The organism is Cobetia sp. 14N.309.X.WAT.E.A4, from assembly GCF_030397495.1.
GTDB classification, from domain to species: domain Bacteria; phylum Pseudomonadota; class Gammaproteobacteria; order Pseudomonadales; family Halomonadaceae; genus Cobetia; species Cobetia marina.
This window is the reverse complement of the sequence record NZ_JAPNXT010000004.1, coordinates 118,866-133,986: the sequence shown is the minus strand read 5'-3', so window position 1 is coordinate 133,986 and position 15,121 is coordinate 118,866. Positions and strand designations below refer to the sequence as shown.

The 15,121-nt window shown below is 61.4% G+C and carries 15 protein-coding genes; 10 read left to right on the top strand and 5 right to left on the bottom strand.

Features of this window, described 5'->3' with window-relative positions:
• The first annotated feature begins 264 nt into the window (after positions 1 to 264).
• Complete coding sequence (locus OW493_RS07525; protein ID WP_136939470.1) at positions 265 to 1,569, top strand: DUF4172 domain-containing protein; 1,305 nt, start codon at positions 265 to 267, stop codon at positions 1,567 to 1,569.
• A 192-nt stretch (positions 1,570 to 1,761) separates the two neighbouring features.
• On the opposite strand, the gene OW493_RS07520 is transcribed toward OW493_RS07525, so the two are convergent.
• Positions 1,762 to 2,460: a hemolysin III family protein gene (locus OW493_RS07520; RefSeq protein ID WP_077379642.1), complete on the bottom strand. Its 699-nt coding sequence runs from the start codon at positions 2,458 to 2,460 to the stop codon at positions 1,762 to 1,764.
• 135 nt (positions 2,461 to 2,595) lie between these two features.
• Positions 2,596 to 3,231, bottom strand: a complete 636-nt coding sequence (gene ribA, locus OW493_RS07515; RefSeq protein WP_077379640.1) for a GTP cyclohydrolase II — start codon at positions 3,229 to 3,231, stop codon at positions 2,596 to 2,598.
• 339 nt (positions 3,232 to 3,570) lie between these two features.
• On the opposite strand from ribA, the gene hemE reads away from it, so the two are divergent.
• From hemE to OW493_RS07480, 7 genes are all read left to right on the top strand, one after another.
• Positions 3,571 to 4,668 (top strand): uroporphyrinogen decarboxylase, encoded by a 1,098-nt coding sequence (gene hemE, locus OW493_RS07510; RefSeq protein WP_077380000.1) that lies wholly within the window; start codon positions 3,571 to 3,573, stop codon positions 4,666 to 4,668.
• A gap of 56 nt (positions 4,669 to 4,724) precedes the next feature.
• Positions 4,725 to 5,096 (top strand): VanZ family protein, encoded by a 372-nt coding sequence (locus OW493_RS07505; protein WP_289863756.1) that lies wholly within the window; start codon positions 4,725 to 4,727, stop codon positions 5,094 to 5,096.
• Between the two features lie 271 nt (positions 5,097 to 5,367).
• Positions 5,368 to 6,231 carry a polyamine aminopropyltransferase gene (gene speE / locus OW493_RS07500; RefSeq protein WP_077379636.1) on the top strand — a complete coding sequence of 288 codons (864 nt, stop codon included), beginning with the start codon at positions 5,368 to 5,370 and terminating at the stop codon, positions 6,229 to 6,231.
• Between the two features lie 413 nt (positions 6,232 to 6,644).
• Positions 6,645 to 7,670, top strand: coding sequence for an amino acid ABC transporter substrate-binding protein (locus OW493_RS07495; protein WP_289863755.1), 1,026 nt, complete (start codon positions 6,645 to 6,647; stop codon positions 7,668 to 7,670).
• A 229-nt stretch (positions 7,671 to 7,899) separates the two neighbouring features.
• Positions 7,900 to 9,090: an amino acid ABC transporter permease gene (locus OW493_RS07490; RefSeq protein WP_136939467.1), complete on the top strand. Its 1,191-nt coding sequence runs from the start codon at positions 7,900 to 7,902 to the stop codon at positions 9,088 to 9,090.
• Positions 9,091 to 9,100: 10 nt separating this feature from the next.
• A complete protein-coding gene (locus OW493_RS07485; protein ID WP_191236440.1) occupies positions 9,101 to 10,225 on the top strand; it encodes an amino acid ABC transporter permease in 1,125 nt (374 codons plus the stop codon).
• A gap of 78 nt (positions 10,226 to 10,303) precedes the next feature.
• The gene (locus OW493_RS07480; RefSeq protein WP_043331784.1) at positions 10,304 to 11,032 is read left to right on the top strand and encodes an amino acid ABC transporter ATP-binding protein; all 729 of its coding nucleotides are present in this window, start codon (positions 10,304 to 10,306) and stop codon (positions 11,030 to 11,032) included.
• A 144-nt stretch (positions 11,033 to 11,176) separates the two neighbouring features.
• On the opposite strand, the gene OW493_RS07475 is transcribed toward OW493_RS07480, so the two are convergent.
• Positions 11,177 to 11,710: a hypothetical protein gene (locus OW493_RS07475; RefSeq protein WP_289863754.1), complete on the bottom strand. Its 534-nt coding sequence runs from the start codon at positions 11,708 to 11,710 to the stop codon at positions 11,177 to 11,179.
• 290 nt (positions 11,711 to 12,000) lie between these two features.
• On the opposite strand from OW493_RS07475, the gene OW493_RS07470 reads away from it, so the two are divergent.
• Positions 12,001 to 12,429 carry a host attachment protein gene (locus OW493_RS07470; protein ID WP_077379624.1) on the top strand — a complete coding sequence of 143 codons (429 nt, stop codon included), beginning with the start codon at positions 12,001 to 12,003 and terminating at the stop codon, positions 12,427 to 12,429.
• Between the two features lie 147 nt (positions 12,430 to 12,576).
• Here the strand turns inward: OW493_RS07470 and OW493_RS07465 are convergent, their stop codons facing one another.
• Entirely contained in the window at positions 12,577 to 13,524 is a 948-nt protein-coding gene (locus OW493_RS07465; RefSeq protein WP_077379622.1) for a LysR family transcriptional regulator, read from the bottom strand.
• Between the two features lie 281 nt (positions 13,525 to 13,805).
• On the opposite strand from OW493_RS07465, the gene OW493_RS07460 reads away from it, so the two are divergent.
• Entirely contained in the window at positions 13,806 to 14,582 is a 777-nt protein-coding gene (locus tag OW493_RS07460; protein ID WP_077379620.1) for a ferredoxin--NADP reductase, read from the top strand.
• 191 nt (positions 14,583 to 14,773) lie between these two features.
• On the opposite strand, the gene glnK is transcribed toward OW493_RS07460, so the two are convergent.
• Positions 14,774 to 15,112: a P-II family nitrogen regulator gene (glnK, locus tag OW493_RS07455; RefSeq protein ID WP_024951507.1), complete on the bottom strand. Its 339-nt coding sequence runs from the start codon at positions 15,110 to 15,112 to the stop codon at positions 14,774 to 14,776.
• Between the last annotated feature and the right edge of the window lie 9 nt (positions 15,113 to 15,121).

Sequence of the window (15,121 nt, the reverse complement as noted above, 5' to 3'; positions counted from 1 at the left end):
TAATCATCAATATAATATTGAGTTGATTGGTTGTTGATCGGTCGTGAGGTCTGAGAGGGCCAGGGAGTCCGGTGCAGCCGCTAAAACGCCATGTGAATCAGTCGCTTGCCTATGACGTGGCGATTGTCAGACATGGATTTGAGTAAAAGTTGATCGGATATCGCAAATTATGATTATTTCGCATCATTTATTGATTCGATATATCGTTAATTGCGAATCCTCGTGGTATGATTTGCACAGAAACCTCAATGGGGATAACGACTTATGTGGATCTGGCAGCAGCCTGACTGGCCGCAGGGACGACTGGCGATCATGCCGCTGTTGAGCGAGATGAGCGCAACGCAGGCGGTGATGTCACCGTTGGTGGCGCAAGGGCAGCAATTGAAGGCTCGCCAACGTCTGCGCCTCGAAGCCACCTTGCTCAGTGAAGAGATGGAGGCCTGTGCCCGCCTGTCCGGCGTGGTATTTGGCAGGGCCGCATTGCGCGATGCCCTTTACCAGGCATTGGGGCTGGAATCCGGACAGCTGGAGGCGCCCCGTGGGCAGGTGCCGGGGATTGATGTCTTCGTGGATGTCATGCTCGAAGTGGTGCGGACGGCCTTCCAGCCGCTGGCGCGTGAGCAGGTACTGGAATGGCATCGCCGGCTGGGCCCCTTCCTGCCGCGCAGCAGTGGTCAGCGTCTCGGTGAATGGCGTGATGGGCCCCATGAAGCGGTCAGCGGACGTTATGGCCTCAAGCGATTGCGCTACCGAGCGCCTGGCATGACCGGTGATGAACTTGCGGATGAGCTGGAGCGTTTCTGGCAGCGTCTGGAAGAGGAGGAGCCGGAGGCTGGCAATCCCGGAGTGATCAACGCCCTCAGGCTGCATGCCCACTGGCAGGCGCTCTCACCACTGGCGCTGGGCAACGGGTTGATCGGACGCTTGCTGCTGACTCGCTGGTTGACGCGCGTCGATACGCTGGCGGCATTGCAGCAGCAGGGAGAGTGGACGGGGCAGGTGGCGAAACACTGGGAAGCAGAGGCGTTGGAGCAGCTCTGCTGGCGTCGCCAGACATTGTTCACGGTGGTGGCGGAGCGTCAGGAGGAGCTGCGTGAGCTCGAACAGCATTGTCTTGGTACGCCGGGCACCTCGCCGAGTGGGCAAGCGCTTCCGCCTGAGCTCAACCGTGCCTTGAATGGCGATGCGGCCGATGAGGTGCTGCCGGGCGACATGAATGCCTGGGTCGCGTGGTGGCTGAGACAGCTGCGCGATGGCGGACGACGGACGGCATCCCACTACCTGAGAGTGCAGCGTGCCGAGCGCCTGTGGATGGAACATGCCAGAACGCCACTGAATTCCCGTCAGCGCGAACTGGTGTTGACCCTGCTGGAGCGTGATGACGACGAGGGTATCGGGCGTGCGGAGTATCGCGCGCTTGTCGAGACCTCAGACCCGACGGCAGCGCGAGATCTCGCCGATCTGACCGCCAAGCAGGTGCTGGAAAGCTATGGTGTCGGGCGCGGCACGCGCTATCGGCTGCCGGTCTTCGCGCCGCAGGAAGACAGCGCCGTGAGAAACGAGTCCTGAAAAGCGCGCCTTGAGAGCGCCTTGAAAGCGCGCCTTGAGAGCGCGCCTTGAAAGCGGAAACATCGCGAAAAAAAGCGGGAAGGGTCATGACGACCTTTCCCGCTTTTTTTCATCTGGCTTGCCAGTGCTCTCAAGTCAGTGCTCTCAAGTCAGTGCTCTCAAGCCAGTGTGCTCAAGAGAGCCGGCCTCGTGTCAGACCTCATACGGCAGCACACCTGTGTAGATCGCGAAGAAGTGGCAGGTGCTGCCGCCGAGCACGAACAGATGCCAGATGGCGTGGTGATAGCGCAGGCGTGTCATCAGGAAGAAGATGACGCCCAGGGTATAGGTGATGCCTCCGGCCACCAGCAGGATGAGCCCCGTCTCGGAGAGCTGCTCGACCAGCAGGGGTGACGCGAACACGATCAGCCAGCCCATCAATAGATAGACGGTGACGCGCAGCGCACTGAAACGCGCTGGCCAGCGCAGCTTGAGAAAGATGCCGCCCAGCGCGAGGGACCAGATGATGGCAAACAGTGTCCAGCCTGTCGGACCCCGCAGATTGACCAGCAGAAAGGGGGTATAGGTACCAGCGATGAGCAGATAGATGGCGCAGTGGTCCATCAACTGGAAAGCGGACTTGAGGCGTGGGTGGCGGATGCCATGATAGAGCGTCGAGGCAGCGTAGAGCGCGACCAGGGTGGTGCCATAGAGGCTGATGCTGATGATCTTCCAGGGATCGGCCTCTGCCGCCAGACAGGCCATCACGATCAGCACCACGGTGCCGATGAGCCCCATGACAGCGCCGAGACCGTGGCTGGCACTATGTAGCCATTCTTCAAACCGGGTATAGAGAGCGGGACGTGACGATGTCTCGGAAGACGATGTCGGCGAGGGAGAGGGCTTGCGCATGGTGATGTCTCCGGCGCGGATTCCTCTCAAGCCTACTCTCTATAGGATGACGCCGTCATGTCACGCTCTTTCGCCGCCTTCATGGGCTCTCGATGGGCGGGAGCACATCAGTGCCCCCCTCCCGCATCTCGATCTCTACTCGCTGCGCTCGATATCCACGTCGCTGGCGTGGGTGAAGTCATCGAGTGCCATCATGTGGCCAAGCTTGCCGGCCTTGGTCGAGAGGTATTGCTCGTTGTGCGGGTTCAGACCGGTGGTGATCGGCTGACGCTCGCTGATGGTGACGCCATCGCGGGTGAGCGCATCGACCTTGCGCGGGTTGTTGGTCATCAGCTTGAGGGTGCTGACCCCGAGATGCTCCAGCATCGGGACGCAGATATCGTAGCGGCGCATGTCAGCGCCGAAGCCCAGGCGCTCATTGGCTTCGACGGTATCGGCACCGCCATCCTGCAGCTCATAGGCGCGAATCTTGTTGAGCAGGCCGATGCCGCGCCCTTCCTGACGCAGGTAGAGCAGCACGCCACGCCCTTCGGCGGCAATGCGCTTGAGCGCTTCCTGCAGCTGATAGCCGCAGTCACAGCGCATGGAGAAGAGGGCGTCGCCGGTCAGGCACTCGGAATGCACACGGCCCAGCACCGGGGCACCGTCATCGATGTCGCCCAGGGTCAGAGCGATGTGGTCCTTGCCGGTGGTTTCGTCCTCGAAACCGTGCATGGTGAAGGTCGCCCAGGGGGTTGGCAGCCGCGAGGCGGCGATGAATCGAATGGTCACTGTTCACCTCGAACGCCCGAACAATCGCCGGGCTGAAAAAGCACGGGCATGCGGGGACTCGGCAATGTCTCGATGAGTGATTCACGTCATTGGCGGCCAGCATGCAATCATCAGGCGAGTTTACCAGTCTGAAGCGTGCGACTCATCGCCTGCGATGGAAAAGCGTTGTTGCCGACACCACCACAATCCGTGGAAGCACTTCAGGAGGAGAGGCCGGGCGGGTGTCTGGGCGGAAAGCGAGGGGAAAGCCAATGCATTTGTTGCATCGTCGCGATGGGCGGGATTTTGCTCAGGCTCTGATAGAATGCCGGGACATTCCCGAGCTGATGTGTGATTCCGATGACCCTGAAGAATGATCGCTTCCTGCGCGCGCTGGCCCGTCAGCCGGTTGACCGTACCCCTGTCTGGATGATGCGCCAGGCGGGCCGTTATCTGCCGGAATACCGTGAAATCCGCGGTCAGGCCGGTGGCTTCATGGACCTGTGCATGGACACCGCGCGTGCCTGCGAGGTGACGCTGCAGCCGCTGGAGCGTTTCCCGCTCGATGCCGCCATTCTGTTCTCCGACATCCTGACCATCCCGGATGCCATGGGCCTCGGGCTTTACTTCGAGACAGGTGAAGGTCCGAAATTCCGCAAGACGGTGCGCACCGCCGCGGAAATCGAGGCGCTGAGCGTTCCGAACGTCGAGCGTGATCTCGATTACGTCATGCGTGCCGTCTCGACCATCCGCCGCGAGCTGAACGGTCGCGTACCGCTGATCGGGTTCTCCGGCAGTCCCTGGACACTGGCGACCTATATGGTCGAGGGCGGTTCCAGCAAGGACTTCCGCCATGTGAAAGGCCTGATGTATTCCAGCCCCGAAGCCATGCATCAGTTGCTCGACACCCTCGCTCAGGCCGTCACCGATTACCTGAACGCCCAGATCGCGGCGGGTGCCCAGGCAGTGCAGATCTTCGATACCTGGGGCGGCACCCTGTCCACACCGGCCTATCTCGAGTTCTCGCTGCGTTACATGGAGCAGATTGTCGCTGGCCTCAAGCCTGACAGCGAAGGCAATCGCGTGCCGGTGATCCTGTTCACCAAGAATGGCGGCCAGTGGCTCGAGCACATCGCCGCCAGCGGTTGTGACGGTGTCGGCCTGGACTGGACCACCGAGATGTCGGATGCGCGCGCGCGCGTCGGCCATCGCGTGGCCTTGCAGGGCAATCTGGACCCGAATGCGCTGTTCGGCACTCCCGCCGCGATTCGTGCCGAAGTCGGCCGCATTCTCGATAGCTACGGTCAGGGGCCTGGCCACATCTTCAATCTGGGGCATGGCATCAGCCAGTTCACTGACCCGGGCAATGTCAATGCTCTGATGGACGCTCTGCATGAGCTGAGCCCCGCCTATCATCAGGATGACACCGCCAACGCCACGCCGCTGGCGCGCGATTGAACCATGTCACTGATGGCTGACAGCCCCGCCGTGTCTTTCATGGCGGGGTATCACGCATGACGCCGCTGGAGCAGCGCCTCGCGCCGAGGCGAGGCTGGGCGTGCGTGGCACTGTTCTGTCTGCTGCTGATCCTGTTCGGCACGCTCTCGCCGGGCGAGCCTCACCCGGAGCAGACCTTCCCCTGGGACAAGCTGCAGCATTTCTCCGCCTTCGCCTTGCTGGCACTGACCACGCGGCTGGCCGGGGTGAGCAGTCTTGTCATCCTGCCCGCCTTGCTGCTGCTGGGCGTTGGCATCGAGGGGCTGCAGCTGGTGATTCCCTATCGCGGGGCAGAAGTGCTGGATGCGCTGGCGGATTTCCTCGGCATTCTTGCCGGGCTTGGCTGCCACCTGGGCGGACGTCTGATCGCGCGCCTGACCCGCCTGTGACGGGCCGTGTGCCAGGCCTCTACCCGCCAGAAGAGGCCTGGCGGGTGAGTCATTGGTCATCGCGCGTCAACCCCAGTGCCTCGAGATCGTGCACAAGCTCTTTCCACTCCGCGTGTCTTTGGCTATGGTGCTGCGCCTGAGTCCTGTTGATTGATCAGGACTGCATCGCCCGATGACGCGTGCGTCGATGATTCAGGCCTTGAGGGTCTGATGTCCCGTCCTCTTATTCATACCTTGATATCCGACTCCGATATCCCTTGTGAGGGTTCTCATGACCGAACATCTCGATGGCTCCTGGTTCACCGAAATCTTCGACCGCCACGGCAGCGCCTTCTCGCTCAAGGTCAGCCACAAGCTGCATGACGAGCAGACGCCTTATCAGCACCTTGAGGTCTATGCCACCGAGACCTACGGCAATCTGATGGTGCTGGACGGCTGCGTGATGCTGACCGACCGCGACAACTTCCTCTATCACGAGATGATGTCGCATCCGGCGCTGTTCACCCACGCGGCCCCCAAGCGTGTCGTCATCATCGGGGGGGGCGACTGTGGCACCCTGCGTGAGGTGCTCAAGCACCCGGGCGTGGAGAAGGTCACCCAGATCGACATCGATCCGGCGGTCACGCGGGCTTCCGAGCAGTTCTTCCCGGCACTGGTCGAGTCCAATGATGACCCGCGTGCCGAGCTGCTGTTCGAGGATGGCGTCAAGTGGGTCGACAACTGCCCGGACGAGAGCATCGACGTGCTGATCGTCGATTCCACGGATCCGGTCGGTCCGGCGGAAGGTCTGTTCAAGACCGACTTCCTCAAGCGCTGCCACCGTATCCTCAAGCAGGGGGGGGTGATGGTGCAGCAGAGCGAGTCGCCGCTGTATCACACCGACTCCATCATCAAGGACCTGCGCAACGACATGGGCGAAGCGGGCTTCGACAGCGTCGCGACCCTGCCGTTCCCGCAGCCGGTATACCCGTCCGGCTGGTGGAGCTGCACCCTGGCGGGCAAGGGCTGTGACGTGAAGTCCTTCCGTGAGGAAGACGCGGCTGCGGCCAGCTTCGCGCGCGATTTCTATACCGTGGAAGGCCATCGTGCCGCCCTGGTACTGCCTCCCTTCATGCAGCGTCTGCTGGAAGACTGAGTCATCCAGAAGCGCATCGGGGCGTGAAGAATGCGTTTCAGTGCGCGGTAGCGTTGAGTCAGGGTGGCTGCGACATTGGTCGCAACTCCCCAGACCGGAGCGCAGGAAAGTTCAAGAACGGCCGTTTCGTCATGAAACGGCCGTTTTTATTTTGCACCGATATGAAGCGAACGAGGCGTCAGACGCCACTATCTGCACGCTTGTCTCGCCATATGATCGACGGTTGGCATCGGGAGGTTTGGCCGTTTTCACTGCCGTTCGGCTGTTTTTTCAGCGTTGAACGCAGCGGATCACACGATAGGCGGAAATTGGAACGGAGCTTGCTATTGTCGAGGGGTGCCATGCACAGCATTGCACCATCACCGTCTCGGGGTGTTTCCGAGCGGATTCCAGACATACGCGAGGGATTCAAGATGCATAACAACAAGAAGCCACTGCTGATCGCTAGCGCCGCCCTCCTGGCTGCCTCGGTAGCCAGTGGTGCCAGTGCCGCGACTCTGGATAGCGTCAAGGAAAAGGGCTTTGTCCAGTGTGGTGTCAGCACCGGTCTGCCGGGCTTCTCGGCGCCGGATGACGCCGGCAACTGGCAGGGCCTGGATGTCGATGTCTGCCGTGGTGTCGCGGCGGCTGTGCTGGGTGATGCCAGCAAGGTGCGCTACGTCCCGCTGACGGCCAAGGAACGCTTCACCGCGCTGCAGTCCGGTGAAATCGATGTCCTGTCGCGCAACACCACCTGGACCGCCACGCGTGACACGTCTCTGGGCCTCAACTTCGCCGGCGTGAACTATTACGACGGCCAGGGCTTCATGGTCAGCAAGGACCTGGGGGTCTCCAGTGCCAAGGAGCTGGATGGCGCGGCGGTCTGTATCCAGTCCGGTACCACCACCGAGCTGAACCTGGCGGATTACTTCCGCCTCAACGAGATGTCCTTCGAGCCGGTCGTCTTCGACACCTCCGACCAGACCGTCAAGGGCTTCGAAGCGGGCCGCTGTGACGTCCTGACCTCCGACCAGTCCCAGCTCTACGCCCTGCGCATCAAGCTCTCCGATCCGGCGTCCGCCATGGTACTGCCGGAAGTCATCTCCAAGGAGCCGCTGGGCCCCGTCGTCCGTCAGGGCGATGACCAGTGGTTCAACATCGTCAAATGGACCCTGTTCGCTCAGATCAACGCCGAAGAGATGGGGCTGTCCTCCGACAACATCGAAGCCAAGAAGTCGGATACCAATCCCAATGTCGCGCGTCTGGTCGGTGCCGATGGCAACTACGGCGAAGCCATGGGGCTGCCGGCTGACTGGGCCTATCAGGTCATCAAGCAGGTGGGCAACTACGGGCAGATGTTCGAGCGCAATGTCGGCACTGGTTCCGCTCTGGGGATCGAGCGTGGTCTGAACGCGCTGTGGACCGACGGCGGCGTCCAGTACGCACCGCCCGTTCGCTGATGCCTCGGCTCGCCTGGAGGTCCAGCGCGAGCCGGGTGAACCGTGACGCAGGCTGAGCAAGGACGCTGGCCAGGGAGAAGTGGCCATACGGTCATTTCCCCTGGCCAGCGTCGTGAGGGGCTTGGTCTGTTCCCCGTGATCCTTTCCTCGAGTGCCGAGAGATAACTGATCTGCCGTTCGATAGGGCGGCAGGCGGAAGTCGCATAGCTTTCCGGCGGAGATTGCCTGTATGACACAACCTGCTTCTCGCCCGCCGGCCACGGTCAAGCCGCCATTCTGGCGTGACCCGGCCAAGCGAGCACTGATATTCCAACTTCTGATGCTGGCAGGCGTGTTCGGCGTGTTGGCGATCATCGTCAGCAATACCCTGACCAACCTCGAAAGCCGTGGCATCACCACCGGCTTTGCCTTTCTGGACAACACCGCAGGCTTTGGCATTCTGCAAAGTCTGATCGACTATTCCGAGCAGTCCACCTATGGCGATACCTTCATCGTCGGTCTGCTCAACACCCTGCTGGTATCCGCACTGGGCGTCATCGCGGCTACCGTGATCGGCTTCATCATGGGGATCGCCCGTCTCTCCCCCAACTGGCTGATCTCGCGGCTGGCGGCGGTCTACATCGAAGTCTTCCGCAACATTCCCCTGCTGCTGCAGATCTTCTTCTGGTACTTCGCCGTTCTTCGCACTCTGCCGAGTCCGCGAGGTTCGCTGTCGCTGGGCGAGGCCTTCTTCCTCAACGTGCGCGGTCTGTTCGTGCCGGCACCGATCACCTCCAGCGGCTTCTCGGTGGTGATTGCCGTGTTCGTGCTGGCCGTCGTCGCCAGCGGCATCTTCAGCTACTGGAACCGCCAGCGTCAGGCCCGTACCGGTCAGCGCTTGCCGGCGGGCTGGATCTCGCTCGGTCTGATCATCGTGGCGCCGCTGCTGGCCTACTTCGCGATGGGCATGCCGCTGAGCTGGGAGCTGCCGGAACTCAAGGGCTTCAACTTCCGTGGCGGCATCACGGTCGTTCCCGAGTTCCTCGCCCTGTGGGTCGCGCTGTCGGTGTACACCGCGGCGTTCATCGCCGAGATCGTGCGTTCCGGCATCGAAGCGGTACCGCACGGCCAGACGGAAGCCTCACGGGCGCTGTCGCTGACCGGTGGCATGACGCTGCGCCTCGTGGTGGTGCCGCAGGCACTGCGCGTCATCATCCCGCCGCTGACCAGCCAGTACCTGAACCTGATCAAGAACTCGTCGCTGGCCACGGCCATCGGCTATCCCGATCTGGTCTCGGTCTTCGCGGGTACCACGCTCAACCAGACGGGTCAGGCCATCGAGGTGATCGCCATGACGATGCTGGTGTATCTGACCATCAGTCTGCTGGTCTCCATGTTCATGAACTGGTTCAACGCCCGCATGGCGTTGGTCGAGCGCTGAGGGTCTGCCCATGTCGATTGAAAAGACCCTGTCACGGGTTACCGAGAAGATGATCGATTCCCGCCCGGCGCCAAGCGACAGCATCGGTGCGGTGGCCTGGCTGCGAGCCAATCTGTTCGCCGGACCGATCAATACGCTGTTCACGCTGTTCGCGCTGTATCTGGTCTACCTGCTGGTGGTGCCCAGCCTGCAATGGGCGCTGATCGATGCCGACTGGAGTGGCACATCGCGTGCTGATTGCACGGGTGAGGGGGCCTGCTGGGTCTTCATCAGTGCGCGCCTCGATCAGTTCATCTATGGCTTCTATCCGAGTGAGGAGACCTGGCGGGTCGATATCGTGTTCGCCATCTTTGCCGCGCTGATCGCCTGGCTGGCGATTCCGAAACTGCCGGCAAAGGGCTGGGTCGCCATCGTCACGCTGGCGGTCTTCCCCTTCATCGCCTACTTCCTGCTGCATGGTGGCAGCTTCGGGCTCGAGGTCGTCGGCACCCACGAGTGGGGCGGCCTGATGCTGACACTGGTGCTGGCGGTGGTGGGCATCGTGGCGGCATTGCCGCTGGGGATCCTGCTGGCGCTGGGACGGCGTTCCGAGATGCCGATCGTGAAGAGCATCTGCGTCGTGTTCATCGAGTTCTGGCGCGGGGTACCGTTGATCACCGTGCTGTTCATGGCCTCGGTGATGTTACCGCTGTTCGTGCCCGGTGAGGTCAATCTGGACAAGCTGGTGCGTGCGCTGATCGGCATCACCCTGTTCCAGAGTGCCTACATGGCGGAGGTGGTGCGTGGTGGCCTGCAGGCGATCCCGAAAGGGCAGACCGAGGCCGGCATGGCGCTGGGGCTGGGCTACTGGCGCAACATGGGGCTGATCGTGCTGCCCCAGGCGCTCAAGATGATGATCCCCGGCATCGTCAACACCTTCATCGCCCTGTTCAAGGACACCTCGCTGGTACTGATCATCGGGCTCTTCGATCTGCTCGCCATCGTGCAGGCCGGTCTTGCCGACCCCAAATGGCTGGGCTACTCCATCGAGGGCTATGCCTTCGTGGCACTGGTCTTCTGGGTCTTCTGCTTCAGCATGTCGCGCTACAGCCAGTATCTCGAGCGCCTGCTGCATACCGGTCACAAGAAGCGCTGATCACGGCGCCAAGGAATCTTCATCATGACAACGACAACATCCGCCTCGCAGGGCAACACCGGTGCCGATGAGCGCCCGATGATCGAACTCAAGGGTCTCAACAAGTGGTACGGCGACTTCCACGTGCTGCGTGACATCAACCTGAGCGTGCGCAAGGGCGAACGTATCGTCATCTGCGGGCCTTCAGGGTCCGGCAAGTCGACGATGATCCGCTGCATCAACCATCTCGAGGAGCATCAGGAAGGCGATATCGTGGTCAACGGCATGCCGCTGACCCAGGACATCAAGCAGATCGAGGCGATCCGTCGCAACGTCGGCATGGTCTTCCAGCACTTCAATCTGTTCCCGCATCTGACGGTGCTGGAGAACTGCTGTCTGGCGCCGATCTGGGTACAGAAGCGGCCACGCCGCGAGGCGGAAGCCGAAGCCATGAAGTACCTGGAGCGGGTGCGCATCGCCGATCAGGCCCACAAGTTCCCGGGGCAGCTGTCCGGCGGCCAGCAGCAGCGTGTCGCGATCGCACGCTCGCTGTGTCTGAGCCCGGAGGTGATGCTGTTCGATGAGCCGACGTCGGCGCTGGACCCGGAGATGATCAAGGAAGTGCTGGATGTCATGGTCGAACTGGCCAATGAAGGCATGACCATGCTGTGCGTGACCCACGAGATGGGATTCGCCAAGACGGTGGCGGATCGTGTCATCTTCATGGATCAGGGGCAGATCATCGAAGAGAACGCGCCGGAGCCGTTCTTCAACAACCCGCAGTCCGAGCGGACCCAGCTGTTCCTCAGCCAGATACTGGGGCATTGAGGCCACGGACTGATCGGATGATGTGAGCCGCAGAAAAGACAACGCCCTGTGTGATGACAATCACGCAGGGCGTTTTCGTATGTCTTCCACAAGGGCGTCAGTGAGTGCTTGCTTCGCCCTAGCGTCACCCATCGTGACATGTCATCAGAGGCTGGGCTCCGTCCTGCGTGCCTCGGTGCTGCTGGTGTCCGGAAGCTCATCGTCGCCGCCCAGGCTCGGTTCCTGCGGCTTGGCGGCGGCCTTGGACGATGCTTCGGCAGGCGTCGTTGCCGCCGGTGTGGCAGCTGATGCCTCGCCCTCGCGCGGCCAGGTGACACTGCGCGGCTTGCCGACCCAGCTGTCGTCATCGTCATGCACGGCAGGGCGACGTGAGATGGAGCGCGTGACAAGTGCGGCCGCATCCAGCGAGTGGTTGGCGCCACGTACGCTCATCACGTGATGCGGTGCCATCAACAGCTCGAACAGCAGACGCGTGAGAACGAAGGCCAGCAGGAAACCGCCGACACCCTGAGACAGGACTGGCCATTGTGCCAGCAGTGAATTGTCCGGCCCGATGGGCGTCAGGTGCTGCAGCGTCCAACCGGTAGCCGCGACCAGAAGGCCCAGCTGAATCGACAGGTGAGCGGTGACCAGCACACGGCGGGGCAGTGGGCGGCGCATCAGGAGCAGATCGCGCATCGAGACATCTCCGGAACAGAGCAAAAGAGTGAGAGGGCGAGAAAGAGGACAGAGCGGGCCCTGTGTGCAGCGGATGTTAGCACGCACTTCGCCAGCCGCGTCATGTCCGGGAGTGGCGACGGCCATGTCGTCATGTCGGCGATTCTCCTCGCTTGGGTATGGAAAAATTACCCCCACAGTCCGGTAAGGGTTGAATGTTCACTCCGCTGCCAGCATGTCCTCTGATGAACGCAGAAGATGATCGTCAATATCTGATCAACGACGCCTCACGAGAGACAGGGAGTGTGTAAATGGTTACTTACATCGTTGCTGCTGATGCCGCCCGCGCTCGTATCTTTGCCCGTGCTGCCGGCAAGGTCACTGAAGTGGACAGCCTCGTACATCCTGAAAGCCGTCAGCATACCGGTGACTTGAGAACCGGTGGCAAGGGCGAGTCCAGTGGTGGGCACGGTAGCCTGCATCAGACGGGAGATGATGGCGCGACCTCGGACAAGCATCAGGACTTCTTCGCCAAGGAAGTGGCGCAATATCTCAAGCAGGCGGCCAACGACGGCAAGTTTGATCAGCTGATCATCGCTGCCGCACCCAAGTTCCTCGGTGCGCTGCGTGACAAGCTCGACAAGCCGGTGGCCAAACTGGTCAGCGAGACCGTCGACAAGGATCTCTCCCATGAGAGTGCCGACGACATCAAGCAGCGCTTCACTGGCCTGAATCACTGAAGTCGGTGACATGACGGCAGGGCGTTACACGGCCTGCTGAATCTGAAAGCACCGTCAGCGGACTCGCTGGCGGTGCTTGTGCGTTGGCGTCATGCAATATGGAGGGTAAGTGAGTGCTTGCGTACCTGTGGCCATGCTGCTTCATAGTCACGGTACCTGATGCATCTCGATCTCGTCGCTGCGTGAGGCGGAGCCACTCAGGGTGCGGCAGCTCGTCACGAACTCGCGCATGGCCTGGGTAATGAAGCGGTCGCGATGATGGACGAAGCGATAGGCGCGAGTCAGTTCCAGCCATGGGGTAGGCAGCTCGACCAGGCTACCGCGCCGGAAGGCGTCTCGCAGCGCCAGTCGTGAAACGCAGCCGATTCCCAGGCCGGCCTCCACCGCGCGCTTTATCCCCTCGGTGTGCTCCAGTTCCATCATGATGTCGAGTCGCTGGGCCACGCTGTCCGAGGGGCTCTCGAGGTGTGGGCGCAGTGCCTGCTCGAAGGTGCTGCGGGTGCCAGAGCCCCGTTCACGCATGATCCAGCGCGCCTCCAGCAGGCGTGCGAGCGTCACCTCTCCTCGGGCCAGAGGATGCGAGGGAGCGCAGAAGATGCTCAGGCGATCACTTACCCAGTGCGTGGCTTCCAGTAATGGGTGCTCCACCTCGCCTTCCACCAGCCCGATATCGAGCTCGAAATGCGCCAGCTTCTCGATCAGCTGGTGGGTGTTGAGGACATGCAGCTCCACACGGCTGGCCGGATGATGCTCAAGGAAGCTGCCGACGATCTGGGGAGCCAGGTAGTTGCCGATGGTCAGGGTGGCGCCGATTTCCAGTGAACCGGTGGCATCCTGCTGGCCGAGCAGCTGCTCGAGTTCTTCCGCCTGATCCAGCAAGGCGATGGCCTTGGGAAGCAGTTCGCGCCCCAGACCATTGAGGCGCAGGCGTTTGCCATGCCGGTCGAACAGGCGGCAGTCGAACTGGCGCTCCAGTTCGGCCAGGGCCGTGCTGGCGGCGGACTGTGACATCGCGAGGCTTTCGGCTGCCAGCGAGACGTTGTCGTGGCGTGCCACGGCAACGAAGACCGCCAGTTGTCGCAGGCTGTAACGCATTCCGCCTCCTTGTGCATGCAGGCAGTGTCGAGAGGAGCTCGCTGGCCAGCGCAACACCCGGTTCGCGCTGCAATGTGAAGCAGGCCATTGCCGGGCTTGTAATGCGATTCATTCGCAATCAATATTGATAGTCTGGATAACCTATATCCAGATAAACCATTTAACGCATAACCCAACAGTGACTACAATCGCTGCATAGTTCATTGGGTCATAAGCTGTTATTTGCTTATTCCATAATAGAATGTTTGATTTCAAGGGGCGCGACCCCGGGAGGCCACCAGGTGAGCAGTCTGACCACTACCGAAGTCATCGACGTCCATCATTGGAACGACTCGCTGTTCAGCTTCCGCACCCAGCGGGAAGACAGCCTGCGCTTCAAGAATGGCCAGTTCGTGATGATCGGCCTGGAAGTCGAAGGCAAGCCGCTGATGCGCGCCTACTCGATCGCCAGCCCGAACTACGAAGAGCATCTGGAGTTCTTCTCCATCAAGGTGCAGGACGGCCCGCTGACCTCACGCCTTCAGCACCTCAAGCCGGGTGACCAGATCATGGTCTCGCGCAAGCCCACCGGAACGCTGGTGCTGGACGATCTGCTGCCGGGCGAGAATCTTTACCTGTTCTCCACCGGAACTGGCCTGGCGCCCTTCCTGAGCGTGATTCAGGACCCGGAGACCTATGAGCGCTATGACAAGATCATCCTGATGCACGGTGTACGCCATGTCTCCGAGCTGGCCTATGCCGACATGATCGCGGAAGAGCTGCCCAAGCACGAGTACCTTGGGGAAGAGATCGCCGAGAAGCTGATCTACTACCCGACCGTGACGCGCGAGGAGTTCCGCAACCAAGGCCGCATCACGGATCTGGTCGAGAATGGCAAGCTGTTCGAGGACATCGGCCTGCCGCCGCTGGACCCGAAGCGTGACCGCGCGATGATCTGCGGCTCGCCGGCGATGCTCGACGACATCAGCGCCATGCTGGATGCCCGTGGCTTCGCCATCTCGCCGAAGATGGGTGTGCCGGGTGACTATGTGATCGAGCGTGCCTTTGTTGAGAAGTGAGCGTGTTGAGAAGTGAGCGTGTCGAGACGTAAGCATGTCGAGACGTGATGCCCTGAGCATGAACCACGAGCATCACGCATGAACGGCACGTGCTGAAACGAAAAAAACCGCAGGCCAATGGCCTGCGGTTTTTTGTGTGCTCATGTCACCCGTCGGGGCAGCACGTCATCGCCAGGGCTTGCGCCAGGGGCTTAGACGGCGTCCTTGCCGGTCTCGCCGGTACGGATGCGAATGACCTGCTCCAGCGGCGAGACGAAGATCTTGCCGTCGCCGATCTTGCCGGTGTTGGCGACATTGGTGATCGCCTCGATCACGGAATCGATCATGGCATCATCCACGGCGACCTCGAGCTTCACCTTGGGAAGGAAGTCGACCACATACTCGGCACCCCGATACAGCTCCGTGTGGCCCTTCTGGCGGCCAAACCCCTTGACCTCGGTCACGGTGATACCCTGGACGCCAATCTCGGACAGGGATTCGCGAACGTCGTCGAGCTTGAATGGCTTGATGATGGCAGTGACCAGTTTCATCGTCTCTCT